Genomic DNA, 25,781 nt, shown 5'->3' with positions numbered 1-25,781 from the left:
AATCCGCGAAGCTACTGGAGCTCGACCTGGAAGCCCTCGGCGCCCAGGTTCAGGGCCACGCCCTCCGACTGCGAGCGCAGGGAGATCACGACCCCGTTCTCGTTGCGCATCGTCACGGCCGACGCGCCCTTGCCGGCGGTCGCGCCCGCGCCGACGGCCACGTAGGTGCCGGCGAAGTCCTCGAGGCTCGCGAGGTTCTGCACGTGGCCCTCGCCGATCATCTTGGCGAGACCGACGTCGCCCACGCGGAGGCCCTTCACGCTGAACGCGTGCTCCTGGCCCTCCCAGTAGATCGTGCCCTCGCCCCAGCTCAGGCCGAGGCCCGCGCCGACGCTCTTGCGCTCGAGCTCGACGAAGGGCGGCGGCGGCGCCGACACCGGCACCTCCTTGGTCACGACCACGGGCTCCGGCGTGGGAGCCGCGGCGCGCGGGGGAACCTCGATCTCCTCACCGCCCACCTCGTCGGCACTCACGACCTGCGGCGACAACATCGCAAGCCCGACCGCCGCGAAGGCGATCGTCAGAACACGTCCGATCACGCGCGTCACTGAGCACTCCTTTTTTCCCTAGGTGACAGCTCGGTCTCTCGATGGACGATCGCGCCGTGGCGGATCATCCGCCCCTCGGTGCCCCCCTCGTCCGATCTCCCATCGATCCCGGGTGGAACCTCGCTGCCCATACGACACCTTATCCATGGGCTCGCACGCTGGCAACGGGGCCAGCGTCCAATCGGCGTGCCCGCCGGGGTACTGTAGGCGGCAGCGGTCCGGCTCGGAGTGTCCGGAGGCCCTGGTGTGAGAAGCCCCCGGATGGTGCAGCGCCCGCGCTCCGCGCGCGGGCGCTCCGTGCCGGAGTACACTGGGCCCGGCTCCCCACCAGGATGCCGAGGAGGCGGAACATGGCGACTCGCAAGAAGGCGTCGCACAAGAAGAGCGGGCGCAAGAAGGCCTCGCGCGGCACGCGGCGCGGGATCGGCGCGGCGCTCGGTCGCATGGAGCTCCCTCCCACGCTGAGCGCCTTCGCCCGACAGGTGGCGCCCCGCCTCGACGCCCTCGAGCGCGAGCTGGCGCGCGCATCGGTCGACGTGCGGCGGCGCGCGGCACGGCTGCTGCGCGAGGCGAGCCAGCAGCTCGGGCGGCTCGAGGCGAAGGGGGAGGCCGGCTGGCGGCGCCTCGCTGCGCCCTACCGGCGCCAGCTCGTCGACCTGCTGCGCCGGCTCGAGCGGGCGCTGGCGCCCGCGCGCCCGCGCACCCGCTCGGCGGCGCGCAAGGCGACCGGGCGCGTGACGAAGGCGATGCGCGAGACGGCCGCCGCGATCGAGCCGACCCCGGACTGAGCCCGGCGAGCGAGCGGCTGGAGTCGGGCCCCGATGGGGGAGCGCCCGCAGCAGGGCTCTGCATCGCGGCTCGTGGCTGCGCTCGCGCGCGTCCTCGGGGCGCTGCCGCGTCCCGTGGCCGCGCTCGCGACCGCGGGCTGGATGGGCTTCATCTGGTGGCTCTCGAGCGGCCGGATCCGGGTGCGGCCGCCGCTGCCGGCCTCCGACTTCTTCTTCAACCTCGCCCACGCGCCGGTCTTCGGCTTCCTGGCCGCGCTGGCCGCGGTCGCCCTGGCGCCGAGGCCGCTCCCGCGCTCGTGGCCGGATCCGGGCCGGCGCGCGCGGGTCGCTGCCTTCGCGATCGTGATGGGCTGGGCGGCCCTCGACGAGCTCCACCAGGCCGGCGTGGCCGGCCGCAGCGCCTCGCCGCTCGACTTCCTCACCGACGCCGCCGGCGCCGCCGGCGTGCTCTGGATCGCCGCTTACGCCGGACGCCCGTCGGCGCACGAGCAGGGCCTGCGCCGGCGGCTCGCGATCGCGGCCGCCCTGTGCCTCGCGGCCGCGCTCACGACGTCGCTCACCGACCGCTCCTAGCGAGCCCCGTTCCCGGTCCAGGCCGGCCGGTGTCCCGGAGCGCACGCCGCCTACCTTCCCCTTGGGGCGAAGGACGGAAATCGCTGGCAGATCGCGGCCTTCGCGCTTCCGTGAGACATCGTTCGAGGTAGAAAAAAATCCATGCTTTCAAGGGTTTACGGGGTTCCTCCGAGGAGCGTCGAGCACGCGAAGCGGGGCGCTCGTCTGCTAAGATGCCGCCGGCTTTCCGAAGGCCGGCACACCCCCCCGGCCGCCTGCCGGCGAAGGATCCATGAAGGACAAGGACCGCTACTGGGACTGCCTCGACCAGGCCATGGAGGCCTCGCACGGCGGTCGTACCGACGAGGCGCTCGCGTGGCTCGACGAGGCGCTGAAGGCGCATCCCGAGGGCGCCGAGGCGCACAACGGGCGCGGCGAGATCCTGTGGGACGAGAGCAAGTTCGACGAAGCGCTCGCCGAGTTCGAGCTGGCCGTGAAGGCGGATCCCAAGTTCGTGGCAGCCCACCTGAACCGGGCCGAGCTGCTGGTCGAGGAGTTCGGGGCGCACGAGGACGCGATCGGCCACTGCGACCGCCTGCTCGCCGGCGGCGGCGAGCTGCCGCGTCTCGATCGCGGGATCGAGGCGGAGGTCTACTACCTCAAGGCCAAGGCGCTCTTCTACCAGAACGACCTGCCCGGGGCGCTCTTCCTGCTGCGGCGGGCCATGAAGACGGGCGGCGAGCAGGACGTGTACCGCGCCTTCGAGGGCCAGCTCCTCTTCGAGCAGGGGCGCTTCGAGGAGGCACGGCGGCAGCTCGAGCGGGCCGTCAACCTGAACCCGGACGCGGCCCACGCCGTGTACCACCTGGGGCTCGTGCTCGAGCGGCTCGGTGCCGCCGACGAGGCGGGCCGCATGTTCGAGCGCGCCCACGCCCTCGATCCCGAGCTCTACTCGGTCCCCGCCGAGCTCGACGACGAGACCTTCGAGCGCACCGCGCGCGAGGCGCTCGAGGACCTGCCCCGCTCGCTGCGCGAGACGGCCCAGCGCATCCCGGTCCTGATCGAGGACCTGCCGGGCGAGGAGCTGCTCGAGCAGCTCGACCAGTCGCCCCAGATCCTCGGCATCTTCATCGGCACGCCGCGCACCGAGGCGGCGGTGACCGACCAGCCCCGCGACCTCGACCGGATCGTGATCTTCAAGAAGAACCTCGAGAAGGCCTGCCGCGACCGCGAGGAGCTGCTCGAGCAGATCAAGATCACGGTGAGCCACGAGCTCGGGCACTACCTGGGGCTCAGCGAGGAGGATCTCGAGCGGCTCGGGCTCGCGTGAGCCCGCCGAGCCGCGAGGCCCCGGGCGCGCTCCTCGAGGCGCTGCGCGCGATCGTGGGCGCCGAGCGCTGCCTGTCGCGCGAGGCCGAGCTGGTCGCCTGGGAGTGCGACGCGCTCACCCTGCACGGAAGCCGCCCCGCGGCGGTCGTGCTGCCGCGCGACAAGCACGAGGTGGTGCGGGTCGTGCGCGCCTGCCGGCGCTTCGCGACGCCCTTCGTCGCGCGCGGCGCCGGCACCGGCCTCTCGGGCGGCGCCACGGCCCAGGAGGGCGGCGTCGTGATCGAGTGCGCGCGCCTCGACCGGATCCTCGCGATCGACGCCGGGAACCGGCTCGCGGTCGTGGAGCCGGGGGTCGTGAACGCCGCGCTCTCCGCGGCGGCACGCCCGCACGGGCTCTTCTACGCCCCGGATCCCTCGAGCCAGCTCGCGTGCACGATCGGGGGCAACGTCGCCGAGAGCTCGGGCGGCCCGCATACGCTGAAGTACGGCACCACCGCGCACCACGTGCTCGCGCTCGAGCTCGTGCTGCCCGACGGCGAGCTCGTGCGAATCGGCTCGCCGACCGGCTTCGCGCCGGGCCCGGACCTGGTGGGCGCCGTCGTCGGCAGCGAGGGGACGCTCGGGGTGGTGGTCGAGGCGACGGTGCGGCTCACGCCGGTCCCCGCGGCCAGCGAGACGCTGCTCGCGATCTTCCAGGACGTCGTGTCGGCGTGCCGCGCGGTGGGCGCCGTCATCACGAGCGGGCTCGTGCCCGCCGCGATGGAGATCGTCGACCGCCGCACGATCGCGGCGGTGGAGGCAAGCGTCTACGCCGCCGGGCTCCCGCGCGACGCCGGCGCCGTGCTGCTGGTCGAGCTCGACGGCCCCGGCGTCGCGCTGCCGGCGCAGGTCGAGCGGATCCGCGCGCTCTGCGCGGCCGAGGGCGCGCGCGTCGAGCGCGCGCGCGACGAGGCCGAGCGCGAGCGCTTCTGGCGCGCGCGCAAGGGCGCCTTCGGCGCGATGGGCCGGATCGCGCCCGACCTCTACGTGCACGACGCGGTGGTGCCGCGCTCGAAGCTCCCCGAGGTGCTCGAGCAGGTCGGCGCGATCTGCGACCGGCGCGGCCTGCGCCTCGCGAACGTCTTCCACGCCGGCGACGGGAACCTCCACCCGAACATCTCCTTCGACCGCCGCGACCCCGACGAGCTGGCGCGGGTGCTCGCCGCCGGCCGCGAGATCCTCGAGGCCTGCGTCGCGGCCGGCGGGGCGATCAGCGGCGAGCACGGCATCGGCACCGAGAAGCGCGACTACATGGGCCTCGTCTTCACCGAGGACGACCTCGAGGCGCAGCGCCGGCTGCGCGCCGCCTTCGACCCGGGCGGCGTCTGCAACCCCGGCAAGGTCCTGCCGACCCCGCGCTTCTGCGTCGAGGCCAACCCGAAGGCGCGCGGCTACGATCGCGTTCCGCTCTGAACGCGGGCGCGGGCGGCCCGGAGCGCGGACCCCCGGGACGATCGCCGGGCGCCGATCGCCGGCCGGTCGCGCGACGATCGGACCGCGGGCAAGGGAGGATGCGCGTGGGCGAGGTCCGGCCGCTCGATCCCGCCGACCAGGAGGCGCTGCACGAGGCGGCCGGCGAGGGCGCGCTCGTCGAGCACGCGCCCCTCGAGGTGGACGGGTGTCCGCTCGCCGTCTCCCTGCGGCCGCCCGACGCCGGTGCGCTGGCGCGCGCGCTGGCCGTGCTCGCCGAGCGCGGGCTCGGCGCCGTGGTGCGCGGCGGCGGGAGCCGGCTCGGGCTCGGCAACCCCCCGCGCGGCGCGCGCCTGCTGCTCGACACCGGCGCGCTCGACGGCATCGTCGAGCTCGACGCCGCCGAGGGGGTCCTGTGCGCGCGTGCGGGCACGCCGCTCGCCACCCTGCGCGCCGCGCTCGAGACCGGTGGCTGGGAGCTGCCCTTCGACCCGCCCGGCGCCGGGGCGACGCTCGGCGGCGTGCTCGCCAGCGCTGCTATGGGCCCGCGCCACGGCGGCTACGGCAAGCCGCGCGACGTCGTGCTCGGCATCGAGATGGTGCTCGGCGACGGGCTGCGCGCGCGCGCGGGCGGCCGCGTCGTGAAGAACGTCACGGGCTACGACCTGACCCGCCTCCAGGTGGGCGCGCTCGGCACGCTCGGGGTGATCACCTCGGCCTGGGTGCGGCTGCGCCCCCGGCCCGCGCAGCTCGCCGTGCTCTCGGGCGCGCTCGGGGGCGGCGCGGAGCGCTGGGAGCGCGCGCTCGCCGCGGCGCGGCTCCCCGCGGTGCGCGCGGCCGCCCTCGTCGACCCGGTCCTCGCCGCGACGCTCGAGCCGAGCCGGACCGCCGGCGCGGGCTGGCTCTTGCTCGTCGAGCTTGGCGGCGACGAGCCGGCCGTGGCGCAGGACGCGCGGCTGCTCGCGGAGCGCTGCGGCGCCGCGCCCGCGAGCCCGGGCGCGATCGGGCGCCTGCGCGCGCTCCAGGGCGAGACCTTCGGCCCCGTCGGCCTGCGCTTCCGGCTGGCCGTCCTGCCGGACCGACTCGACGCGGTGTCGGAACGGCTCCGGCGCGCCGGCGCGGCGCTGCTCGTCCTGCCCGGCTCGGGCCTCGTCTTCGCGCGCTGCGCGCTCGACTCCGAGGCGGACGCCGCGGGCGTCGACCGCGCCTGGCGGGCGGCGCGCGAGGCGGCGCGGGTGGGCGAGGGGATCGCGGTGCTCGAGGTGGCTCCCGCCTGGGCCAAGGGCGCGCGCGACGTCTTCGGCGACGCGCCCGGCACGGCGCCGCTCCTGCGCGCGCTCAAGCAGCGCTTCGATCCGGCCGGCGTCCTGAACCCCGGCCGCGGCCCGGGGCTCCTGTGAGCGCAGCGCCTCGCCCCGGGGCTCCGGAGGGCCCCCTCGCCGCGCTCTACGAGGGCACGCTCGACTGCGTGCACTGCGGCCTGTGCCTGCCCGTCTGCCCCACCTATCGCGAGACCGGCCGCGAGAGCAGCTCGCCGCGCGGCCGCATCCACCTGATCCGCGCGGTCGCCGAGGGCCGCCTGCCGCTCGACGAGGTGCTCGCCGAGGAGGCCTACCTGTGCCTCGACTGCCGCGCCTGCGAGACGGCCTGCCCGTCGGGCGTGCGCTTCGGGCGTCTCGTCGAGCAGACGCGTGCGGCGGTGGAGACGGCCGGCCTGCGCACGGGCCCTGCGAAGCGGCTCGAGCGCTTCGCACTGCGCCACGTGGTTCCCGATCCGGTGCGCCTGCGCCGGGCGGTGGGTCTGCTGGCCCTGGCGCAGCGCCTCGGGCTCGATCGCGCTGCGCGCGCGCTGCTGCCGCGCCGGCTCGCCGAGGTGCTTGCGCTGGCGCCGCGCGTCCCGCCGCGCGCGGAGCGGGAGCGGCCGGCGTGGCGAACCGAAGCGCAGCCGCGTGAGCCCTCTGGATCCTCGGGCCCGCGCGGCCGCGTCGCGCTCTTCACGGGCTGCGTCATGGCGGAGCTCTTCGGCGACGTGCACCACGCGACCGTGCGGGTCCTCGCGCGCAACGGCTTCGAGGTGCTGGTGCCGCGCACCCAGCGCTGCTGCGGCGCGCTCCACGCCCACGCCGGCGACGCGGCCTCCGCCCACACGCTGCTGCGTGCGAACCTCGCCGCCTTCGCCGGCCTGCGCGTCGATGCGATCGTCGTGAACTCTGCCGGCTGCGGCGCCGCGCTGCGCGAGGCCGGCGACTGGCTCCCCGGCGAGGGCGAGGCGCTCGCGCGCCTCGTGCGCGACCCGCTCGAGCTCCTCGACGAGGCCGGCCTGCGCCCGCCCGAGGGCCGGCTCGCGCTGCGCGTCTGCTACGACGACCCCTGCCACCTCGTCCACGGCCAGCGCGTGCGCGAGGCGCCGCGCCGGATCCTGCGCCAGATCCCCGGCCTCGAGCTCGTCGCGCACGACGACCCGACCGGCTGCTGCGGCGCCGCCGGCATCTACAACCTGACGCACCCCGAGATGGCGGGCGCCGTCCTCGAGCGCAAGCTCCGTGCGCTCGCCGCCGCCCGACCCGACGTCGTCGCCACCGGCAACCCCGGCTGCATCATGCAGCTGCGCGCCGGCGCGGCCCGCTCCGGGCTGCGCGCCGAGATCCTGCACCCGATCACGTTGCTCGACCGCGCCTATCTCCAGGAGGAGAGGGCTTCGCGGGCGAAAGGAGTCTGACCCCGATGGACCTGCGCCTGTTCGCGACCGTCTTCGCCTCGGTCTTCGTCGCCGAGCTCGGCGACAAGACCCAGCTCGCGACGCTGCTCTACTCCGCCCAGGCGGAGAACCCGCGGCTCACCGTCTTCCTCGCCTCGGCCTCTGCGCTCGTGCTGACCTCCGCGATCGGCGTGCTGGCGGGCGGCTGGGTCTCCCAGCACGTGAGCCCGCGCGTCCTGCAATGGATCGCCGGGGTCGGCTTCATCGTGATCGGCGCGTGGATCCTGTGGAGCAGCGGCGACTGACCCGCTCCCCTGCCGTACCCGGGCCTCCGATTCTCGGCGCCCGCCACCGAAGCAGAGCTCCGGCCGCGTGATCTTTCGCCCCTCTGTCCCATCGTCCTGTCTCGTTTCGCCACAGACACCAGGCTCCAGGATCGTCGAAGGTCTGCGAGCCGACGCACACGAGCGTCTCTCGACCGACCTCGTGTGACTCTCGGTCCCCGCTCCTCCTTCCAGCATTTGGCATGCGCCGTGCAGAATCATCGTGCGACACAAAGACCCACTGCGCCTCGGAAGAGGGATCTGCGGAAGAGGAGTCATGGACAACGACAAGGCCTTTGCTGCCTATGCGCTGTTCCTGTTCGTCGGCGTGGTCGCCGTGATCAGCGCCCTCGTCACGGTGCTCGGCACGGGCACCTGGCCGACGCCGCTGCACCTCGCCGAGCACGTGACCCTCGGCCTCGTCGTTCGCGCCTCCTACAAGTGGGTCGGCGGCTGGAACCCGGCCGACTGGAGCCTCGCCGGCAGCGGCGCCCGCGCCCGGACCCCTGGCGCCGAAGAGGTGCTCGGCGCGACCGCCGACGCCGGCTGACCGCCCGCTCCAGCCTGCTTCGCAGGCACAGCCAGCCGCGCAGCCCCGCCCGAAGGGCGGCCGCTGCCGCATGGTGCGCAATACCCGCGGCCGCGATCCGACCGTCGCGCGCAGAGCGCACCGCCGAGCTGCTCCTCTCCCCCCGCCAAGCGGCTCAGCTGCCGCCCGCAGGGCGGCCAGCTGCAGCCGCAGGGCAACGAGCCGCGATCGCCAGCCTTGCCCACCTATTGGTACAACACCGCATCCGGCGTCTTCTTCGGCATCCGCAGGCGCGGAAACGCGCCGAGCCCGAGGTCCGGGAACGACCCCTGCACGACGAGCTCGACGGGCAGGATCGACTCGCGGCTGCGCACCATCCCGTACTTCTCGCGCACGCCCACGAAGGTGTAGGTCGAGGTCGCCGAGGGCCGCGTGTCCGGGGCGTCCGCGACGCCGAGCTTGGCGCGCTCGAAGAAGTGGTCGCGGCGCGCGTCGGGCGCGGTCTCGTCGAGCGGGTCGAGGAGTGCGTTGTGGATCGTGGTCTCCTCGAGCAGCGCCACGAGCCGCGCGAGCCGCTCTCTCGAGACCTCCCGGCGGAGCAGCTCCGGCGGGTCGTCCTCGTCGCCGCCGGGCGCCACGAGCGAGAACTCGAGCACGCGGCCGCCGACGAGACGCACGCCGTCGGGGTGCAGCTCGCCGCCGTAGGCCCGGCCGTCGAGCAGCTCCGGGCGCAGCCCCACGCCGTTCGGCCCGGCGATCTCCGGGTTCTCGAGCAGGAAGCCGCGCGTGATCCGGATGCTCTGGACGGTGGCCTGGGTCAGCTCCTGGTGCGCCAGCTCGCCGGCGCGGCGACCGGCCTCGGTGTCGGGGTGGTCCTTCGCGATCATGCCGAGCATCGTGAGCCGCAGGTCCTGGCGCTTCTGCTTCTGCGCGGTCTCGAGCATCTGCCGGGCGGCCTCGCGCTCGAGCTCGGCCAGGCGCTCGGGGTCGGCCTCGCCGCCGTCGCGCGCGAGCTCCCAGGCGGCGAGCGCGTTGCCGCTGTCCTGGGAGTAGCCGATCAGCCACTCGCGCACCTCGTCGCTGCGCGCACCGTCGGGGTGGCGCGCCAGGTAGCGGCGCGCGTGGATCGCGGGTGCGCGCGCCGGCTTGGTGACGACCAGCGCCTGGAGCAGGCGCGAGGGGATCCCCCCGATCGTGCCGAGCAGCGACGGCCCCTCGAGCAGGTACTCGACCGGCCGCGGCAGGTCCCGGTCGCGCGCGCCGCGCGCGAGCGGCCCGAGCAGCACGAAGTTCGCACGCTCGCCGGCGTGATCGACGCGCGCGGCCTGGAAGGCCGCGAAGGGGTTCGTCTCGGGGCTCGCGATCAGCCAGGCCGCATGGCGGGCCATCTCGCGGTCCGGGCCGCGCTCGCCCGAGACCCGGCCGAGCAGCTCCCAGCCGCGCGACTCCTCCCCGCGCTCGCCGGCCGCGAGCGCCTCGGCGAAGCGCGCTTCGTCGGCGAGGGGGCCCTCGCTGCCGCCGCTCGCGAGCAGCGCGGCGGCCGCGCCCGGCACGTCGCCCTCGGGATCGAGGAGCGCCCGGGCCAGGGCCGCGGCCGGCGGGCCCGTCGCTCCGGGGGGCAGGGCGGGCGCCGCCTCGAGGCTGTTCGCGCGCGCCCGGCGCCACGCCTCGACGCGGCGCTCCGCCTCGTTGCGCAGCGCCGCCGCCTCGGGATCCTCGGGCGCGTAGAGGAGCGCGCGCGAGGCCAGCACCAGCGCCGCCTCGTCCTGCCCGCGCTCGAGCGCGAGCCGCGCCGTGCGCACGCCGCGCTCGCGCTTCGACTCGAGCCAGCGGCGCTGCATCTTCTCGATGCGGCCGAGCAGCGCCGGCGTCTCGGGCGAGCCCGGGTTGGTCTCGACGTACTGCTTCCAGTGCGCCAGCGCCTGGCGCTCCTGGACGCTGATCGGGTCGTCCATGTGCTCGGCGACCGCGACACCGACCAGCGCCTGCGCGATCCGGATCGGCGCGAAGACGGTGGAGGTGAGCGAGCGGCCGGCGGCCTCGGAGAGCGCGTTCACGCCGCGCGCCACGCGCGCGCGGCGCGCGTCGTCGATGCGCGCGTCGGCGAGCTCGAGCGGGTCGTCCGCCACCTCGAGCTCCAGGCGGCGGCGCAGGGCCGGGTCGACGTCGTCGCGGCGCAGCAGCGCGGCGCTGGCGCGGCGGCGCGCGATCGGGTCCGGCTCGGTGGCGTCGAGGAGGTAGCGGCCCCGCGCTGCGAGCCCGCTCGGGGGCGCGCCCGCCCGCGCCCGCTCGCGCTCCAGCTCCTCGAGCCGCCGCTGCGCGCCGAGCGCGGCCTCGGGCGTGCCGGCGAGCGTGGCCGCCGCGAGGTCGTGGGCCGCGAAGTCGGGTGCGTCGGGGAGCGGGGTCCCGCGCGTGGGGAGCGCGGCGAGCGGGTCGGGCGTGCCGGGCGCCGCGAGCGCGGGCGGCGGCGCGAGCTCGTCGCCGCCGCCCCGCAGGCTCGCGCAGGATGCGGCCGCGAGCGCGGCGACCGCGAGGAGCCCGACCCGCGCGCCCGCGCGGGGTCGCCGCGCCTTCCGCTGCCGATCGCTCATGTCGGACCCTCCTCGGGCGGCGCCGGCGCCGCGGCTCAGGGGCTGAAGCGGTCGCGGTCGACCCGCAGCGTGAAGGCGATGAAGGCCTCGAGCCGGCGCCCGGCCTCGAGCTTCTCGGGGGCGCCGTCCTGGTTCGCCACGGCCTCGAAGAGCCGCGAGGCGGCGTCGACCAGATCCTGGAACACGGCGGGGTCGAACCACAGGCTCTCGGGCGGGTGCGACTCCACGTACTCCTCGGCGAGCTGCGCGTAGAGGTCCGCGAGCTCGAGCAGGTTGCGGTTCGCGTTGCGGCTCTCGCGGTGGCGCGCCACCAGCCGCTGCAGCTCGGCGATCGCGCGCACGTCACCGTCGGGCGCGATCTTGCGCCGCGCCACGAACCAGCGCGCGCGAGCGCGGTCGGCCCGCTCGATCTCCTCGCGCGCGATGGAGACCTGGTGCCCGCCCGCAGCTTCGTGCTCGACGGCCTCGAGCAGGGCCACGCGGCGGTCGAAGCCGGCGATCGCGGCCTCGGCGCTCGCCGGCGGCGGGACCCGCTCCGCGCCCTCCGGGAGCGGCCGGTCGGGCTCGTAGCCGAGCGCGATCGCCTCGGCGAGCGCGTCGCAGAGCGCCGCGCTGTGGAGCGCGTCGTCGTGGAGCTCGCCTTCGCGTTCCGCCGCGCGCCGGTACTGCGCGGCGGCCAGGTCGTAGGCGCGCAGGCGCTCGAGGGCGCGGCCCTTCGCGAACGCGATCACGTCGTCGAGGTGGCCGGCGCGCAGCGCGTCGGCGTGCACGCGCTCGAGGCTCTCGAGCCGGATCAGCGAGGCGCGGTACACGTTGCGGCCCGTGAAGTCGCGGGCCGGCTCGAAGCGGTAGGTGTCGTCCGGCACGTGGCGGCGCAGCAGGGCCACGACCTCGAGCACGTCGCCGGTCGGCTGGTACTTCGGGTCGGCGGGCGCGGGCGCGCGGCCGGCGCAGGCGCCGAGCACGGAGGCCGCGATCCCCGCGACGAGCAGGACGCCCGCCCGCCTCACTTCCCCGTCCGCATCACCAGCGCGTTCAGCATCTTCTCGGTGGCGAGCACGGCGGCGGCGAGCTGGTCGGAGTCCACGGCGAGCGTCGAGTAGGTGCCCTCCTCCCCGCCCTCGCCCTGCCAGGTGATCACCGTCTGGACGAGCGCGCTCGTGTGGCCGCCCGGCGGGATCCGCACCCGGTAGTCGGCCAGGCGCGGCAGGGCCAGGGCGAAGGGCTTCAGCGCCTTCGCTAGCGCGCGCATGAAGGCGTCGTAGCCGCCGTCGCCGTGGGCCTTGGCGGCTTGGCGCTGGCCGCGCATCGACACCTCGACCTCGGCCTCCGGCAGGCCCGAAGACGACACCAGCACGCGGTACGACTCGATCCGCACGGGCCGCTGCTCGGGGCGCCCGAGCACGTCGGCGATGAGGTAGGGCAGGTCCGCGGGGCCGACCGCGTGCTTCCGGTCGCCGAGCTCGACGATCCGGCCGAGCACGCGGGTGCGCTCCTCGTCGGAGAGCTCGATGCCGAGCGTGCGCAGGTTGTGCGCGAGCGAGGCCTTGCCCGAGAGCTTCCCGAGCGCGTAGTGGCGCTCGCGCCCGAAGCGCGCCGGTGCCAGCGCCGTCGTGTAGAGCTCGCCCTTGGCGTCGCCGTCGGCGTGGATGCCGCCCGAGTGGGTGAAGACGTCGGTGCCCACGATCGGCGCGTTGGCCGACACCAGCTTGCCGCTGAAGGTCTCGACCAGGCGCGACGCGGTGACGAGGCGGGTCTCGTCCACCTGGGTGCGGAAGGGGGTCTGGTCGTGGAGGGCGGCCACCACCTCGGCGAGCCGTGTGTTGCCGGCGCGCTCGCCCATCCCGTTCACGCTGGTGTGGACGCCGCGCGCGCCGGCGCGCACGGCGGCCAGGCAGTTGGCGGTGGCGAGCCCGTAGTCGTTGTGGCCGTGGAACTCGAAGTGGAGGTCGGGCCAGGTGGCCGTCATCAGCGCCACGTAGCGGGCCGTGTCCTCGGGTCCGAGGATCCCGAGCGTGTCGGGCAGGTAGAGGCGCCCGACCGGCAGCGCGCGCAGCGCCTGCACCATCGCGAACACGTAGTCGAAGGACTCGCGCACGCCGCTCGACCAGTCCTCGAGGTAGACGTTCACCGCGACGCGCGCCTTGTGGGCGTGGCGGATCGTCGCCGCCACGTTCTGGCGGTGCTGCTCGGGGGTCTGGCGGAGCTGCTCGCGGCAGTGCCGCTCGCTGCCCTTGGTGAGCAGGTTCATGACGCGGCCGCCCACGCCCTTGATCCAGCGCACCGAGAGCTCGCCGTCGCAGTAGCCCATGATCTCGACGCGCTCGGCGAGGCCCTCGCGCTTCGCCCAGCCCGCGATGCGCCGCGCGGCCAGCCGCTCGCCCTCGGAGACGCGCGTCTGGGCGATCTCGATCCGGTCGACGCGCACCTCGGTGAGCAGCATGCGGGCGAGCTGGAGCTTCTCGACCGGCGTGTAGGAGACGTCGGGCGTCTGCTCGCCGTCGCGCAGGGTCGTGTCCATCACCTGGACGCGATCGGGGGGATTCGGGGCCGGCACGGAGGGGGAGGCTCGCAAACGACGTCGGGCGCGCAAGCTACCCTCGGCGCGTGGTGGGCGAGCGGTCCTTCGAGGTCTCCGCGGGCGAGGCCGGCGCGCGCCTCGACGTCGTGCTGGCGGCACGCCTCGGGGTGGGGCGCGCGGCGGTGCGCGCGCTGCTCGCCCGCGGCGCGGTGCGCCTCGGCGGGCAGCCGCTCGGCTACCGCGACAAGGCGCGCGCCGTCGCGGCCGGCGCGCGCGTCGAGGTCGGGGGCTTCGCCGCGCCGGACGAGCGGCGCGCGCGGCCCGAGCCGGAGGCCCCGCTCGTGGTGCTCGCGTCGGGCCCCGGCTGGGTCGCCGTCGACAAGCCCGCGGGCCGCCCGGTGCACCCGCTCCGCGAGGACGAGGGCGGCACCGTCCTGAACGCGCTCGCCGCGCGCCACCCGGAGCTGCACGGGGTCGGCGAGGGCGGCCTGCGCAGCGGCGTCGTGCACCGGCTCGACGTCGACACCTCGGGCGTGCTGCTGCTCGCGACCGGCGAGGCCGCCTGGGAGCGCCTGCGGGCCGCGTTCCGCGAGCACCGCGTCGAGAAGCGCTACCGCGCGCTCGTGGTGGGCCGGCTCGCGGGTGAAGGCGCGGTCGAGGTGGATCTTGCGGTGACGCGCCATCGCCCGGCGCGGGTCGCGGTGGTGGGCGAGGGCGAGGGCCCCGTGCCCCCGGGCGCGCGGCGCGCCGGGCTGCGCTGGCGCGCGCTCGCGAGCGGCGCGGGGGTCACGCTCCTCGAGGTGTGGCCGCGCACCGGCTTCCTGCACCAGATCCGGGCCACCCTCGCCTGGCTCGGCCATCCCGTGTGCGGCGACCGCAGCTACGGGTCGCCCGACGACCCGAGCGCCGCGGCGCGCCAGCTCCTGCACGCGGCGGGGCTGCGCTTCGAGGAGGTGCGCGCCGAGAGCCCGGACCCGGCCGACCTCGCGGGCGCCCTCGCCGCCGCCGGTCTCGACGACCCGCCGGCTGCCTGAATCCCCGGGGCCGTCCGCGCGCCGCCCCGCCGTGGTAGCGTCGCCGGCGATGCGGGTCCTGATCGTCGTCGCCTCGCAGACCGGGCGCACAGCGCGCATGGCGGAGGCCGTGGCGGCGGGCGCCAAGGAGGCGGGTGCCGACGTGGTCGTGCGTCGCGCCGACGAGGCCGGCGACGCCGACCTGCTGGCCGCCGACGCGCTGATCCTCGGCAGCGGCGTGCACATGGGCGGGGTCGAGTCGTCGATGCGGGCCTTCTTCGAGCGCTCGGCGCCGCTGTGGATGCAGGGGGCGCTGACCGGCCGGATCGGGGCCGCGTTCGCCACGGCCGGCCTCGGCGCGCGCGGCGGCGGCGAGCTGGCGCTGCTCTCGCTGCTCGCCTTCCTCGCCGAGAACGGGATGCTGCTGGTGACCGTCCACAACCGCCTCGAGGGCTTCGGGGCCGCGGGCTGCCACTGGGGGCCGATCGCGTGGACGAACCTGCGCCAGGGGGTCGCGGGCCCGAGCGAGGCGCACCTGCGGATGGCGCGCGCCCACGGGCGCTACGTCGCGGAGTGTACGATGCGCTGGCGCGCGGGGGCGGTGCCCGCGCCCGCCGAGCCGGCGCCGTGAGCGGGCGGTCCTACTGGACGGCCTCGTCCACGCGCCGTTCGGCGCGCTCGTACGCGCGCTCGACGCCGGCCTCGGCGCGGCCCATCGGCGTGTCCTCGGGGCCCGCGCCGGGATCGGCCATCCCGAGCTCGACGAACAGGCCGTCGAAGGCCCCGCCCATGCCGTGGTTCATCACCTCGACGGCGGTCCAGATCGCCACGACCATGAGGAGCAGGATGAAGACGTTGCGCATGGATCCCTCCCGGGTGTCCCTCCGGCGTTTCGACCGGCCGCCGCGCGCGCGTGAGCACGAGGCCCGCCGGGCGTCCGGGGCGGGGGGAGCCGTCCCGTGGACGCGATGAAGGTCTGCCCCCGCTGCGGGGAGGAGTACGTGCTGACCGCCAGCACCTGCGTGGACTGCGGGGTCGCGCTGGGCTTCGAGGGCCCCACCGGCGCCCCGGACCCGGGCTTCGAGCTGCCGCCGGCCGCCGACCTCGTGGCCGTGCGCCACGCCGAGGTGAGCTGGATCGAGGGCCTCGCGGCGGCCCTCGCCGAGGCCGGCGTGCCGAGCCGGGTGGAGCTGCCGACCGAGGCCGACGAGCGCCGCGTGCAGGGCGCCGGGATGGGCGCGATCCGCTGCACGCTCTTCGTGCGCCCCGCCGACGTGGCCGCCGCCGCCCGCATCGACGCCGACTTCGCGCGCACCCAGGTCCCGGACCTTCCCGAGGACGCCCGGTCGGCCTGGGACGAGGCGGAGGCCTGCCCGGGCTGCGAGGCGCCGCTCGCAGCCGACGCCGCCGAGTGTCCCGAGTGCGGCCTCGCCTTCGCGGGCGGCGAGTAGCTCAGCGCGCCGGCGCGGCCGGCGGGCGCTGCAGCAGCGGCACGAGCGGCACGAGCGCCAGGAACAGCAGGACGATCAGCAGGTAGCAGTCGCGGAAGGCGAGCAGCGCGGCCTGCGACGCGACGATCCGCTCGAGCGCCTCGTAGGCGGCCCGGGCGGCGGTCTCGGGGTCGAGGCCGCGCGCCACGAGCCCGGCCGTGAACAGGTCGAGGCGCACGCGGGCGGCCTCCGAGAGCGGCGTCACGTGCTCGGCCAGGAGCGCGCGGTGCAGCGCGCCGCGGTGGTCGACGAGCGTCGCGAGCGTCGCGATGCCCATGCTGCCGCCGAGCTGGCGGAACAGGTTGTAGAGCCCGGCGCCCTGCAGCACCTCCGCCGGGGGCAGCGCGCGCAGGGTCGCGGTGGAGAGCGGCACGAACATGAGCCCCATCGCGACGCCGCGCCCGACCTGGGGCCAGAACAGGTCCCAGTAGCCGCTCTGCAGGGTCCAGTGGCTCATCGCGTAGACCGCCGGGACGAAGGCGAGGAGGCCGGCGCCGAGCAGCGGCGCCGGGCCGAGGCGCCACACGAGGCGGCCCGCGATCGGCATCATGAGCGCCGTCGCGAGCGACGACGGCAGGATCGCGAGCCCCGACTGCCAGCTCGTGAAGTGGAGCAGGTTCTGGGTGAAGAGGGGCAGCAGGAACACGCTGCCGTAGAGGCCGACCCCGATCGCCGCCCCCCAGGCGCAGCCGACCGCGAGCGCGCGGTGGCGGAACACGCGCAGGTCCACGACCGGGTGCTCGGTGCGCAGCTCGTGCCAGACGAAGCACGCGAGCGCCACCGCCGCCACGAGCGCGAGCGCCACGATGAAGCCGCTCTCGAACCAGTCGAGCCGGTTGCCGCGCTCGAGGAACGTCTGGAGCGCGGCGACGCCGACCACCAGCAGCGCGATCCCGGGCCAGTCGACGCGGGTGTCGCGCCGGGCGCCGGCGCGCGGCTCCGGCAGGTAGCGGAAGCACAGCGCCGCCGCGGCGATCCCGAGCGGCACGTTCACGAAGAAGATCCAGGGCCACGACCACTGGTCCGTGATCCAGCCGCCGAGCGTCGGGCCGAGGCTCGGGCCGAGCATCGCGCCCATCCCGAAGATCGCCTGCCCGGTGCCCTGCTGCTCCGGCGGGAAGGTCTCGACCAGGATCGACTGCGAGGTCGCGAGCAGCGCGCCCCCGCCGAGCCCCTGCAGCACGCGGAAGGCGACCAGCACCGGCAGGGTCTGCGCCGTTCCGCACAGGAACGAGGCTCCGGTGAAGAGCAGGATCGAGCCGACGAAGTAGCGGCGCCGCCCGAAGCGGCCGGCGAGCCAGCTCGTCATCGGGATCACGACGACGTTCGCGATGATGTAGCTGGTCGCCACCCACGAGATCTCGTCCACGGTGGCGCCGAGGTTGCCCATCATCACGGGCATCGCGACGTTGACGATGCTGGCGTCGATGATCTCGAGCATCACCGCCAGCATCACGCCGAGGATCATCAGCCAGCGGGCGAGCGACAGGCCCTCCGCTGCGGGCGCGGCGCGCGGGATGCCCTCAGCGGACGCGGACACGGGCGGTCACCGAGAGGCCGACGGGGAGCGGCGGGGCGCCCGGCTCCTGCTCGAGCGCGATCCGCACCGGCACGCGCTGCACCACCTTCGTGAAGTTCCCGGTCGCGTTGTCGGGCGGCAAGAGCGCGTACTGGGCGCCGGTCGCCGGCGCCAGCGACTCGACGTGGCCGCGCACGGGCCGGTCCGGGAAGGCGTCGACGTGGATCTCGACGGGATCGCCGGGCCGCATCGCGCGGATCTGGGTCTCCTTGAAGTTGGCGGTGACCCAGGTCTCGCCGTCGGCGGTGAGGGCGAGCAGCGCCTGGCCGGGTGCCACGTTCGCCCCCACCTCGACGCTGCGCCGGCCGATCGTGCCCGCGAAGGGCGCCCGCAGCACGGCATGCTCGAGCGCGAGCCCGGCCTCGCGCAGGGCAGCCTCGGCCTGGCGCACCGGCGCCTCGTTGCCGAGCGCGGCGCGCTCGGCAAGCTCGCCTTCGCGGGCGGCGCGCAGCTCGGCCTCGGCGGCGTCGCGCTGCGCCTGGGCGTCGTCGAGCGCCGTGCGGCTCGCGGCGCCCGCGGCAAGGAGCCCGCGCACGCGGCCGAGCTCGCGCTCGGCGTGGCGCAGGCGCACGTCCGCCGCGGCGGCCCGGGCGCCCGCGGCGCCGGCGGCCGCGCTCGCCTGGGCGATGCGGTTGCGCGCGGCGTCGAGGTCGGCGCGCGCGCGCGCCACGCGCGCCTCGAAGTCGGCCGGGTCGAGCCGCACCAGCACCTGGCCGGCCTCGACGTGCTGGTGCTCGTCGACCAGGACCTCGACGACGTGGCCGCCCACGCGCGGCGAGAGGAAGACGAGATGGCCCTCGACAAAGGCGTCGTCGGTGCTCTCGACCCCGCGCAGGCCGAGCAGCCACACGGTGCCGGCGGCCAGCACGGCGAGCGCGACGGCGCCCAGCAGGAGCGGGCGTGCCGCCACGCGCGAGCGCCCGCGGCCGGCGGCGGCGGCCTCAGCCACGGCGGGCCCGCCCGGCCCGGGCGCGCACGCCGTCGAGGAAGATCGCGACGTAGGCCTCGGCGACCGCCTCGGGCGGCTGCGGGTAGGCGTCGCGCTGCCCGAAGACGTGCCGCACGATCAGGTGGTCCACGACCATCCCGATGAAGGCGCGCGCCGTCAGGGCCGGGTCGATGCCGCGGAAGGCGCCCTCGCGCTGGCGGCGCTTGGCGTACTCCTCGAGGAAGCTGCGCAGGCGCCGGATGCGCTTCTCCTGGAAGGGGCCCGCCATGTCGTGGCCCTCGAGCGCGGAGAAGAGCAGCAGGCGCAGCAGCGAGGGGTCCTGCTCGACCCGCCGCAGGAGGAGCAGCGCGAGGCCCGTGAACACCTCGCGGTCGCGGCCCGCGGCGGCCGCCTCCTCGAGCGCCGCCAGCGGGTCGGCGCTGGCCATGCGCTCCTCGAGGATCGCCGCGTAGATCGCCTCCTTGCCCGGGAAGTAGCGGTAGAGCGCGGCCTCGGTGATGCCGACCCGCGCCGCCACGTCGCGCGTCGTGACGCCGCGGAAGCCGGCGCTCGCGAACAGGCGCGCCGCCTCGTCGAGGATCTGGCGCCGGCGCTCGGCCCCGCGCGGGCGCTCCCGGCGGGCCGGGCGCGTGGCGGCGGCCGGCCGGCGGCGGGGACGGGGCCGCGGGGTCGAGGAGGACATCGAGTGAGCGTTTACTAACCTACTGCGTGCCTTGCGACAAGGGCCCGCCCGCAGGCCGCGGGGCGGCGACCGGCGCCCGGCGCGCGGCAGGGAGGAGCGTTGGCGTCCCGGATCCTCGTGATCGGCAACAAGAACTACTCGTCGTGGTCGCTGCGCGCCTGGCTCGCGTTGCGCATGGCCGGGCTCGCCTTCGAGGAGCAGCGCATCCCCCTCTCGGTCGCGGGGACCCGGGCGGCGATCCTCCGCCACTCGCCCGCCGGCTGGGTGCCTGTCCTGCACGACGGTGCGCTCACGGTCTGGGACTCGCTCGCGATCTGCGAGTACGCCGCCGAGCAAGCGCCGCAGGCGGGCCTGTGGCCGGCGGAGGCGGCCGCGCGCGCGCACGCGCGGGCGATCAGCGCGGAGATGCACGCGGGCTTCGCCGCGCTGCGCAGCGCCCTGCCGATGAACCTGCGCGCGGAGGGCGCGCACCTCGCGCTGGCACCCGAGGTGCACGCCGAGGTCGAGCGCGTCGTCGCGATCTGGGAGGGCTGCCGCGCGCGCTCCGGTCTGGCCGGGCCCTTCCTCTTCGGCTCCTTCACGATCGCCGACGCGATGTACGCGCCCGTGGTGACGCGCTTCCACAGCTACGGCGTGGCGCTCCCGCCGGCGGCGCGGGCCTACGCCGACGCGGTGCGCGCGCTCCCCGCGCTCTGCGAGTGGACGGCCGCGGCCCGCGCGGAGCCCGAGCGCATCCCGGAGACCGACGCCGTGGCGCTCAGCGCTTGCGCGCGATCGTGAGCCCGTCGCCGATCGGGAGCAGGACGACCTCGACGCGCGGATCGGCGGCGAGCTTCGCGTTGAAGGCCCGGATCTGCCCGGTCGCCTCGTCGTCGGCCGCCGGGTCGGCGACGCGCCCGAACCAGAGCACGTTGTCGACGAGCACGAGCCCGCCCGGGCGCAGCCGCTCCAGGATCTCCTCGTAGTAGAGCGGGTAGCCGCCCTTGTCGGCGTCGAGGAAGGCGAGGTCGAAGCGGGGCTCGCGCGGCAGCGCGGCGAGCGTCTCGGCCGCCGGGCCGAGGCGCAGCTCGATGCGCTCGGCGACGCCCGCCTTCGCCCAGAAGCGGCGCGCGATCGCGGTCCACTCCTCGGAGACGTCGCAGCAGAGCAGCCGGCCCCCGGGCGCGAGCCCGCGCGCGATGCACAGGGCCGAGTAGCCGGTGAAGGTGCCGACCTCGAGCGCTTGGCGCGCGCCGATCGCGCGCGCGAGCAGGGTCAGGAAGGCGCCCTGCTCGGGCGCGATCTGCATGAGCGAGATCCCGCCGAGCTGCTTCGTCGCCGCGATCAGCTCCTGCTGCACGGCGTCGGGCGGGGTGCCGTGCCGGACCAGGTAGTCGTGGACGGCGGGCGAGAGGTGGAAGGACTTGGGGGCGTCGGGCATCGGGGCCTCGCGAGCCGGGTGGGAGGCACAATCTACCGCGCTGGGCGGGCGGAGCCGGCGCGGTTGACATGCGGATCCGCCTCCGGGAGCCTGGGCCCGCCGTGAAGTCCGTTCCGCCCCGCCGACCCCTGGTCCGCGCCGCCCTGCTGGCCTCGACGCTCGCGTACCTCTTCGCGGCGCACCCGGGCGTCCTCGTCGGATCGCTCGCAGCGAGCCTGGACGGCGGGCACCGGCTCTCGCTCGAGCCCGACACCGGCCACCTGGACGTGGTCCTCCATCACGACCGCCACGACGATCACGGCGGCCCGGGCCTCGAAGCCCACGAAGGGGACCACGTCGTCCACCTCGTGGCGTCCGATCCGCTGCGGGAGGGCGCCCGTCGCCTCCCGGCACCGCCCGCCTGGCTGGCGGCCGGCGTCGCGCTCGCGCCCGCGTCGATCGCGGAGCTCCCGTGGAACGGGGGGCTGCGTGCCGCGGGACGCAGCGCGGCGCTCCTGCGCACCGTCGTCCTGCGCGTCTAGACGGAGGCCGTGCTGCGCGCGCGAGGGCGCGCGCGTTCCGCGTGCGCGGCCTCGAGGCCGCGCGCGTGCCTCCGTCTCCCGTGCGAGGACGACACGATGCGACGATCCGTCGCGGCCTGGGCGCCGGCGCTGTGCGCCGCGCTCGCCGCCCCTGCGCAGGCCCAGCCCGGGCCGCCCGGCCCGCTCCCCCTGGGCCGCGAGCTCCCCACCTTCTCCGCTGCCGCGGATCCGGCGGCGAGCGCCGCGCCGGCGGCCGTGGATCCCACGGGCGTCCTGGGCCTCGAGGACGCGCTCGCGGCCGCGCTGCTCGGGAACCCCGAGCTCGCCTCCGAGGCCTACGAGCTGCGCGCGCGCGAGGCGGCGCTGCTCCAGGCCGGCCGGCGCCCGAACCCGACCCTCTCGCTCGAGGTCGAGGACGTCCTCGGCAGCGGGGAGCTCGGGGGTGCGAGCGAGTCGCAGACGACGCTCGAGATCGGGCAGCTCGTCGAGCTCGGCGGCAAGCGCGCGGCGCGCGTGCGTCTCGCCGAGGCCGAGCGCGGGCTGGCCGGCTGGGACCACGAGGCGCGCCGTCTCGACGTCTTCACCGCGACCGCGGACGCGTTCGCCGAGCTGCTCGCCGCGCAGGAGAGGAGCCGGCTTGCCGCCGCTGCCGCCCGCCTCGCCGCGGCGCTCGGTCGCGCTGCCCGGCAGCGGGTCGCGGCCGGGCTGGCCTCGCCGGCCGAGCGGATCCGCGCCGACGTCACCGTTGCCGAAGCCGCCCTCGCGAGCGAACGCGCCGAGCGCGCGGTGGCGGTCGCACGTGCGGCGCTCGCCCAGCAGTGGGGCGGCACGGAGGCCCGCTTCGAGCGCGCCGCCGGCGACCTCGGGGTGCCGCCCGAGCCGCCGCCCCTCGACGAGCTGCGCAGCCGTGCGGCCGGGAGCCCCGAGCGGGCGCGCTGGGCCGTGGCGCGCGAGGGCCGCGACGCCGAGCTCGCGGGCGCCCGCAGCGCGCGCGTGCCCGACGTGACGCTCGCGGCAGGGCCGCGCTACCTGGCCGGCTCCGACGACGCGACGCTCGTCTTCGGGGCGTCGCTCCCGCTTCCGCTCTGGGATCGCAACGACGGGGCGATCGCGGAGGCGCGCTACCGGCGCGCCCGGGTCGAGCAGGAGCAGCGCGCGGCGGAGCAGCGCGCGGACGCCGAGCTCGCGGCGGCGCGGGCCGCGCTCCTGGCCTCGAGCGCGGAGGCGGAGCGGCTCGGTGCGAGCGTGCTCCCTGCGCTCGATCGCCTCGCCGCCGAGCTCCGGCGCGGCTACGAGGCCGGCCGCAACTCCCAGCACGAGGTGCTGGAGGCCGAGGCCGAGCGGATCGCCACCTCCCTGCGCCGGGTCGACGCCCTGCTCGAGGCGCAGCGCGCCGCGCATCGGCTGGAGCGCCTCACCGGCGCACCGCTCGGGAGGGCGGCCCGATGATCCGCGGGACGCTCCTGCGAGCGGCGGCGCTCGCGATCGCCGGGGCCCTGGCCGGCTGCGGAGCCGGCGAGCCGCACGCAGACGACGGGAGCGAAGCCCATGGGCCCGAGCGCGACGGCCACGACCACGCGTCCGCGCCGGAGCCGATCCCGATGGACGCTGCGCAGCGCGCAGCCGCCGGCATCGAGGTTGCCACCGCCGGCCCCGCGACGATCCACGAGCACGTGGTGCTGGGGGGCCGCATCACCGCCAACGAGGACGCGCTCGCCCATCTCCGGCCGCGCTTCCCGGGCGCGGTGCTCGCGGTCCACAAGCGCGTCGGCGATCGGGTCGCGCCCGGTGACCTGCTCGCGGTCATCGAGAGCAACGAGAGCCTGCACCCCTACGAGGTGCGCGCGCGCCTCGCGGGCACCGTGATCGCCAAGGAGATCGCACCCGGCGAGTTCGTGTCGAGCGAGCAGGAGATCTTCGTGATCGCCGACCTCTCGACCGTGTGGGTGGATCTCGACGTCTACCGCCCCGACTTCGGCCGGCTGCGGCTCGGCCAGCGCGTACGCGTCGACGCCGGCGACGGCACGCCGCCCGCGGAGAGCACGATCTCGTATCTCTCGCCGGTCGGGGCACCGAACACCCAGACGCTCCTGGCGCGGGCCGTGCTGCCGAACCCGGATCGCACCTGGCGCCCGGGCCTGTTCGTCACCGCCGAGGTCGAGCGTGAGTCCGAGGACGTGGCGGTGGCGGTCGCCGCCGGGGCCGTGCAGCGGCTGGGCGACCGCGACGTCGTCTACCTCGAGCGCGAGGGCGGCTTCGTGGCGCAGCCCGTCGAGCTCGGGCGCCGCGACGCGGAGCGCGTCGAGGTGCGCGCGGGCCTGGCCGCCGGCCAGCGCTACGCGGCCCAGGGGAGCTTCGTCGTGAAGGCCGAGGCCGGCAAGGCCGGCGCGAGCCACGAGCACTAGGAGACCGACACGGGATGGAGAGGATCGCCCCGACGCGGCTTCGGCCGGTCGCCTAGGAGCAGGAGGGCGCCGTGCTGGACGCCGTGATCCACTTCTCGTTGCGCCGCCGCTGGCTCGTGCTGGCGGCCACGGCGTTCGCCGCCGCGTTCGGCGCCTGGAGCTTCACGCAGCTCCCGATCGACGCCGTGCCCGACATCACGAACGTGCAGGTGCAGGTGAACACCGAGGCGCCCGGCTTCTCGCCGCTCGAGATCGAGCAGCGGATCACGGTGCCGATCGAGACCACGCTGGCCGGCCTGCCGCGCCTCGACCACACGCGCTCGCTCTCCCGCTACGGGCTCTCGCAGGTGACGGTGGTCTTCGAGGACGGCACCGACGTCTACTTCGCGCGCCAGCTGATCGGCGAGCGGCTGCGCGAGGCGGCGGGCTCGCTGCCGCCTGGCGTCGAGCCGACGCTCGGCCCGATCGCGACGGGCCTCGGCGAGATCTTCTCGTTCACGATGGCGGCCGAGCCCGGCGCCCTCGATCCACAGGGCCGTCCCTGGGACGCCACCAGCCTGCGCACGCTCCAGGACTGGGTCGTGCGCCCGCAGCTGCGCGGGGTGTCCGGCGTCGCGGAGGTCAGCACGATCGGCGGCTTCGCGCAGGAGATCCACGTGACGCCGCGGCCCGAGCGCCTGGTCGCCTACGGGCTCTCGTTCCGCGACCTGCTCGACGCCATCGCGCGCAACAACGCGAACGTCGGCGCGGGCTACATCGAGAAGAACGGCGAGCAGGTGCTGGTCCGCGCGCCCGGCCAGGTGGCGGGTCCGGAGGACGTCGAGCGGATCGTGGTCGGCCTGCACGAGGGCGTGCCGGTGCGCGTCGCGGAGGTCGCCGAGGTCGGGCCGGGGCGCGAGCTGCGGACGGGAGCCGCCACCCTGGACGGCGAGGAGGTGGTGCTCGGCACGGTCATCATGCTGCTCGGCGAGAACAGCCGCTCGGTGTCGCAGCGCGTGGCCGCGAAGCTCGCCGAGGTGAACGAGACCCTGCCGGAGGGCGTCGTCACGCGAACCGTCTACGACCGCAGCGAGCTCGTCGAGCGGACGATCGCGACGGTCGAGCGCAACCTCGTCGAGGGCGCGCTGCTGGTCGTGGTCGTGCTCTTCCTGCTGCTCGGCAACGTGCGGGCAGCCTTCCTGACCGCACTGGTGATCCCGCTCTCGATGCTGCTCACCTTCGCGGGCATGGCCCGCGGGCGGATCAGCGGCAACCTGATGAGCCTCGGCGCGCTCGACTTCGGCCTGATCGTGGACGGCGCGGTGATCATCGTCGAGAACTGCATCCGGCGCCTGGCGGAGGCGCAGGCCGAGCGCGGCGGCCCGCTTCCCCTGGCGGAGCGCCTCGACACGGTGGCGGAGGCGACCCGGCAGGTGGTCCGGCCGAGCGTCTTCGGCGTGACGATCATCCTGATCGTCTACGTGCCGATCCTCGCGCTCGCGGGCGTCGAGGGGAAGATGTTCCAGCCGATGGCGATCACCGTGATCCTGGCGCTGCTCGCGGCGCTGCTGCTCTCGGTGACCTTCGTGCCGGCCGCGGTGGCCGTCTTCCTCGGCGGCCGGGTGCGCGAGCGCGAGAACGCGTTGATGGGCGGGGCGCGGCGCGGCTACGCCTGGGTCCTCGAGCACGCGCTCGCGCGGCCGCTGCCCGTGCTCGCCGCCGCCGCGGCCCTGGCCGCCGGTGCGCTCGGGCTGGCGTCGGGCATGGGCCGCGAGTTCATCCCGACCCTCGACGAGGGGGACGTCGCGGTGCAGGCGCTGCGCATCCCCGGCACCAGCCTCACGCAGTCGATCGCGATGCAGAAGGGCGTGGAGCGGGCGCTGCTCGCGCTGCCCGAGGTCTCGCACACGATGGCCCGGATCGGCACCGCGGAGATCGCCACCGACCCGATGCCGCCGAGCATCGCGGACGGCTACGTCATGCTGAAGCCGCGGAGCGCCTGGCCGGATCCCGAGAAGCCGAAGGCGCGCCTCGTGACGGAAATCGAGGAGCGGCTCGCAACCCAGCCCGGCAACAGCTACGAGATCAGCCAGCCGATCGAGCTGCGCTTCAACGAGCTGATCGCCGGCGTGCGCAGCGACGTCGCGGTCAAGATCTTCGGCGACGACTTCGCGACGCTGCAGCACCTCGGCGAGGAGGTCGCCGGAGTCCTCGAGGGGATCCGGGGGGCGGCCGACGTGAAGGCCGAGCAGGGCGCCGGGCTCCCCTTCCTCGAGATCCGCTTCGACCGCGCCGCGCTGGCGCGCTTCGGCCTCTCGCTCGACGAGGTGCAGGAGGTGGCGCGCATCGCGATCGGCGGCGAGGTGGCGGGGCAGGTCTTCGAGGGCGACCGGCGCTTCGACCTGGTCGTGCGCC

General features: G+C 75.9%; 25 protein-coding genes. 16 read left to right on the top strand and 9 right to left on the bottom strand.

Features of this window, described 5'->3' with window-relative positions:
• Nucleotides 1–11 precede the first annotated feature (11 nt).
• On the bottom strand, nt 12–548 hold the full coding sequence (locus OZ948_18130) for a hypothetical protein (GenBank protein MEB2346649.1): 537 nt from the start codon (nt 546–548) through the stop codon (nt 12–14).
• 350 nt (nt 549–898) lie between these two features.
• Between OZ948_18130 and OZ948_18125 the strand changes: the two genes are divergently transcribed.
• The 8 genes from OZ948_18125 to OZ948_18090 all read left to right on the top strand — a co-directional run bounded on the left by OZ948_18125 (nt 899) and on the right by OZ948_18090 (nt 8,237).
• Nucleotides 899–1,336, top strand: a complete 438-nt coding sequence (locus tag OZ948_18125; protein ID MEB2346648.1) for a hypothetical protein — start codon at nt 899–901, stop codon at nt 1,334–1,336.
• Between the two features lie 33 nt (nt 1,337–1,369).
• Nucleotides 1,370–1,909 carry a VanZ family protein gene (locus OZ948_18120; protein ID MEB2346647.1) on the top strand — a complete coding sequence of 180 codons (540 nt, stop codon included), beginning with the start codon at nt 1,370–1,372 and terminating at the stop codon, nt 1,907–1,909.
• A 271-nt stretch (nt 1,910–2,180) separates the two neighbouring features.
• On the top strand, nt 2,181–3,218 hold the full coding sequence (locus OZ948_18115) for a tetratricopeptide repeat protein (GenBank protein MEB2346646.1): 1,038 nt from the start codon (nt 2,181–2,183) through the stop codon (nt 3,216–3,218).
• Nucleotides 3,215–4,669 (top strand): FAD-binding protein, encoded by a 1,455-nt coding sequence (locus OZ948_18110; protein ID MEB2346645.1) that lies wholly within the window; start codon nt 3,215–3,217, stop codon nt 4,667–4,669. The genes OZ948_18115 and OZ948_18110 overlap by 4 nt, the downstream gene beginning before the upstream one ends.
• A gap of 104 nt (nt 4,670–4,773) precedes the next feature.
• Nucleotides 4,774–6,066, top strand: coding sequence for an FAD-binding protein (locus tag OZ948_18105; GenBank protein MEB2346644.1), 1,293 nt, complete (start codon nt 4,774–4,776; stop codon nt 6,064–6,066).
• A complete protein-coding gene (locus OZ948_18100; GenBank protein ID MEB2346643.1) occupies nt 6,063–7,385 on the top strand; it encodes a heterodisulfide reductase-related iron-sulfur binding cluster in 1,323 nt (440 codons plus the stop codon). The genes OZ948_18105 and OZ948_18100 overlap by 4 nt, the downstream gene beginning before the upstream one ends.
• Nucleotides 7,386–7,390: 5 nt before the next feature.
• Nucleotides 7,391–7,669 carry a TMEM165/GDT1 family protein gene (locus tag OZ948_18095; GenBank protein MEB2346642.1) on the top strand — a complete coding sequence of 93 codons (279 nt, stop codon included), beginning with the start codon at nt 7,391–7,393 and terminating at the stop codon, nt 7,667–7,669.
• Between the two features lie 295 nt (nt 7,670–7,964).
• Nucleotides 7,965–8,237: a hypothetical protein gene (locus OZ948_18090; GenBank protein ID MEB2346641.1), complete on the top strand. Its 273-nt coding sequence runs from the start codon at nt 7,965–7,967 to the stop codon at nt 8,235–8,237.
• Nucleotides 8,238–8,461: 224 nt separating this feature from the next.
• Here OZ948_18090 and OZ948_18085 read toward each other — a convergent pair whose 3' ends face one another.
• From OZ948_18085 to OZ948_18075, 3 genes are read right to left on the bottom strand one after another with little or no spacing between them, the layout of a single operon-like run.
• Nucleotides 8,462–10,807 carry a hypothetical protein gene (locus OZ948_18085; GenBank protein MEB2346640.1) on the bottom strand — a complete coding sequence of 782 codons (2,346 nt, stop codon included), beginning with the start codon at nt 10,805–10,807 and terminating at the stop codon, nt 8,462–8,464.
• A 35-nt stretch (nt 10,808–10,842) separates the two neighbouring features.
• Nucleotides 10,843–11,817, bottom strand: coding sequence for a hypothetical protein (locus OZ948_18080; GenBank protein ID MEB2346639.1), 975 nt, complete (start codon nt 11,815–11,817; stop codon nt 10,843–10,845).
• Nucleotides 11,814–13,328 carry a 2-isopropylmalate synthase gene (locus OZ948_18075; GenBank protein ID MEB2346638.1) on the bottom strand — a complete coding sequence of 505 codons (1,515 nt, stop codon included), beginning with the start codon at nt 13,326–13,328 and terminating at the stop codon, nt 11,814–11,816. The genes OZ948_18080 and OZ948_18075 overlap by 4 nt, the downstream gene beginning before the upstream one ends.
• Nucleotides 13,329–13,414: 86 nt before the next feature.
• On the opposite strand from OZ948_18075, the gene OZ948_18070 reads away from it, so the two are divergent.
• Both OZ948_18070 and OZ948_18065 read left to right on the top strand, forming a co-directional pair.
• Nucleotides 13,415–14,362 (top strand): RluA family pseudouridine synthase, encoded by a 948-nt coding sequence (locus tag OZ948_18070; GenBank protein MEB2346637.1) that lies wholly within the window; start codon nt 13,415–13,417, stop codon nt 14,360–14,362.
• 49 nt (nt 14,363–14,411) lie between these two features.
• Entirely contained in the window at nt 14,412–14,972 is a 561-nt protein-coding gene (locus OZ948_18065) for a flavodoxin family protein (protein ID MEB2346636.1), read from the top strand.
• Between the two features lie 10 nt (nt 14,973–14,982).
• On the opposite strand, the gene OZ948_18060 is transcribed toward OZ948_18065, so the two are convergent.
• A complete protein-coding gene (locus tag OZ948_18060) occupies nt 14,983–15,204 on the bottom strand; it encodes a hypothetical protein (GenBank protein MEB2346635.1) in 222 nt (73 codons plus the stop codon).
• Between the two features lie 96 nt (nt 15,205–15,300).
• On the opposite strand from OZ948_18060, the gene OZ948_18055 reads away from it, so the two are divergent.
• Nucleotides 15,301–15,792 carry a hypothetical protein gene (locus OZ948_18055; GenBank protein MEB2346634.1) on the top strand — a complete coding sequence of 164 codons (492 nt, stop codon included), beginning with the start codon at nt 15,301–15,303 and terminating at the stop codon, nt 15,790–15,792.
• 1 nt (nt 15,793) lies between these two features.
• On the opposite strand, the gene OZ948_18050 is transcribed toward OZ948_18055, so the two are convergent.
• The 3 genes from OZ948_18050 to OZ948_18040 are packed head-to-tail and all read right to left on the bottom strand — an operon-like array spanning nt 15,794 to nt 19,041.
• Complete coding sequence (locus tag OZ948_18050) at nt 15,794–17,371, bottom strand: DHA2 family efflux MFS transporter permease subunit (protein ID MEB2346633.1); 1,578 nt, start codon at nt 17,369–17,371, stop codon at nt 15,794–15,796.
• Nucleotides 17,355–18,359, bottom strand: a complete 1,005-nt coding sequence (locus tag OZ948_18045; GenBank protein ID MEB2346632.1) for an HlyD family secretion protein — start codon at nt 18,357–18,359, stop codon at nt 17,355–17,357. The genes OZ948_18050 and OZ948_18045 overlap by 17 nt, the downstream gene beginning before the upstream one ends.
• A complete protein-coding gene (locus OZ948_18040; protein ID MEB2346631.1) occupies nt 18,352–19,041 on the bottom strand; it encodes a TetR/AcrR family transcriptional regulator in 690 nt (229 codons plus the stop codon). Before OZ948_18040 ends, OZ948_18045 begins: the two co-directional genes overlap by 8 nt.
• 99 nt (nt 19,042–19,140) lie before the next feature.
• On the opposite strand from OZ948_18040, the gene OZ948_18035 reads away from it, so the two are divergent.
• Nucleotides 19,141–19,821 (top strand): glutathione S-transferase family protein, encoded by a 681-nt coding sequence (locus OZ948_18035; protein MEB2346630.1) that lies wholly within the window; start codon nt 19,141–19,143, stop codon nt 19,819–19,821.
• Here the strand turns inward: OZ948_18035 and OZ948_18030 are convergent.
• A complete protein-coding gene (locus OZ948_18030) occupies nt 19,799–20,461 on the bottom strand; it encodes a class I SAM-dependent methyltransferase (GenBank protein ID MEB2346629.1) in 663 nt (220 codons plus the stop codon). The genes OZ948_18035 and OZ948_18030 overlap by 23 nt on opposite strands.
• A 101-nt stretch (nt 20,462–20,562) precedes the next feature.
• Here OZ948_18030 and OZ948_18025 point away from each other — a divergent pair, with 101 nt between their 5' ends.
• The 4 genes from OZ948_18025 to OZ948_18010 all read left to right on the top strand — a co-directional run.
• Nucleotides 20,563–20,982: a hypothetical protein gene (locus OZ948_18025; GenBank protein ID MEB2346628.1), complete on the top strand. Its 420-nt coding sequence runs from the start codon at nt 20,563–20,565 to the stop codon at nt 20,980–20,982.
• Between the two features lie 96 nt (nt 20,983–21,078).
• Nucleotides 21,079–22,431 (top strand): TolC family protein, encoded by a 1,353-nt coding sequence (locus OZ948_18020; GenBank protein MEB2346627.1) that lies wholly within the window; start codon nt 21,079–21,081, stop codon nt 22,429–22,431.
• Nucleotides 22,428–23,387, top strand: a complete 960-nt coding sequence (locus tag OZ948_18015; GenBank protein MEB2346626.1) for an efflux RND transporter periplasmic adaptor subunit — start codon at nt 22,428–22,430, stop codon at nt 23,385–23,387. Before OZ948_18020 ends, OZ948_18015 begins: the two co-directional genes overlap by 4 nt.
• A gap of 71 nt (nt 23,388–23,458) precedes the next feature.
• The coding region (locus OZ948_18010) for a CusA/CzcA family heavy metal efflux RND transporter (protein MEB2346625.1) at nt 23,459–25,781 on the top strand (2,323 nt) is incomplete at its 3' end.

This window comes from Deltaproteobacteria bacterium (genome assembly GCA_035063765.1).
Lineage (GTDB): Bacteria > Myxococcota_A > UBA9160 > UBA9160 > PR03 > CAADGG01.
The sequence above is the reverse complement of the archived record's forward strand: the minus strand, read 5'-3'. Positions and strand labels throughout refer to the sequence as shown.